The organism is Burkholderia sp. Ac-20345 (assembly GCF_017104825.1).
Lineage (GTDB): Bacteria > Pseudomonadota > Gammaproteobacteria > Burkholderiales > Burkholderiaceae > Burkholderia > Burkholderia lata_B.
The window spans coordinates 1-1,254 of record NZ_JAAGPO010000506.1 but is presented as its reverse complement, the minus strand read 5'-3'; the positions used below and the strand labels follow the sequence as shown (position 1 = coordinate 1,254).

2 protein-coding genes and 1 pseudogene are annotated in these 1,254 nt (G+C 69.3%); 2 read left to right on the top strand and 1 reads right to left on the bottom strand.

What is annotated here, in order from left to right; genetic code table 11:
• Positions 1–107, top strand: a pseudogene (locus tag G3O06_RS49570) (Mut7-C RNAse domain-containing protein); the annotation flags it as partial.
• An 80-nt stretch (positions 108–187) separates the two neighbouring features.
• Here G3O06_RS49570 and G3O06_RS48320 read toward each other — a convergent pair.
• Positions 188–421, bottom strand: coding sequence for a hypothetical protein (locus tag G3O06_RS48320; RefSeq protein ID WP_174973723.1), 234 nt, complete (start codon positions 419–421; stop codon positions 188–190).
• Between the two features lie 348 nt (positions 422–769).
• Here G3O06_RS48320 and G3O06_RS48315 point away from each other — a divergent pair.
• The coding region (locus G3O06_RS48315; RefSeq protein WP_205820465.1) for a biotin/lipoyl-binding protein at positions 770–1,254 on the top strand (485 nt) is incomplete at its 3' end.

Sequence of the window (1,254 nt, the reverse complement as noted above, 5' to 3'; positions counted from 1 at the left end):
GCCGGCGCGTGTTCTGGGAAGGCTCGCACTGGCGGCGCATGCGCACGGTGGTCGACGCGATGCGCGCGCCGCCGCTGCCACCGCCGGCCGGCGAACACGACGCCTGAAAAAACAAAACCCCGCATGCGTGAACATGCGGGGTCTCGCGACTGGCGGCCGGCGGTGCCGGCCCCGGGCGACGCGTGTCTTAGTTCTGCGCGCCTGCGTCGTTCGTGCCGGCTGCCGATGCGGCGGCGGCCTTCGCCTTGCCCTTGGCCGAACCGTGTTGCTTCAGCTGGTGCTTCGGCTTGCTGTGATCCTTCTTGGCCGGTGCCGGAGCGGCTGCCGACGTGTCGGCTGCCGGCGCGGACGCCTGTGCGAATGCCGAAACCGATGCGAGCGCGAATGCTGCGGCGATGATCGAAGCGAGCGTCTTCTTCATTGTTCTTCCTTTAGCGGAGAAAAAATCAAACGTACCGGTAAGTAAAGATGCGAGGCATTCGCATCGGAGCCCCAGGCAGCGAGGCCGGCTTTCGCCGTTCCGCCGCGACAAAACCTGACGCACTGGTTCCATAACGCACCGCGTTCGCGGCAAGTTGACACGTTGCTTGCATCCCTCGGGTTTCCCCGGGGGAGCACGCGCATGCCCTTGCCTGCCACCGCCGCGGCGGCGCCGCCAACGCGCTCGCGCGCCGTCGGGGCGACGCTTATACTGGCGTCCATCCGTCCCTTTCCCCGGAAACCGGATCGCGGCAGGTCGCCAGGCCGCCGCCGTCTCGAGGCGCTCAAATTGCCCGATCACAATCTGGACAAACTGAAGATCGACCGGCGTCCGCTCGCACCGGCGCCCCGCCGGCGCCGGTGGCTGCGCTATGCAGTCGCGGCCGCGGTCGTCATCGGCGCGATCGCCGCCGGCCTCGCGCTCACCGGCCGGCCGGCCGTCGAAACCACCGCCGTCACGTCCGCCTATCCGTATCAGAACGACACGCAGCTCAATGCGACCGGCTACGTCGTGCCGCAGCGCAAGGCCGCGGTCGCGTCGAAGGGCCAGGGGCGCGTCGAATGGCTCGGCGTGCTAGAAGGCACGCGCGTGAAGAAGGACGAGATCATCGCGCGCCTCGAAAGCCGTGACGTCGAGGCCTCGCTGGCGCAGGCGCTCGCGCAGGTGAAGGTCGCCCGCGCGAACCTCGGCGTCGAGCAGGCCGAACTGAAGGACGCCGAGATCGCGCTGCGCCGCACGTCGGCGCTCGCGCCGCGCGGCGCAGTGCCGGCCGA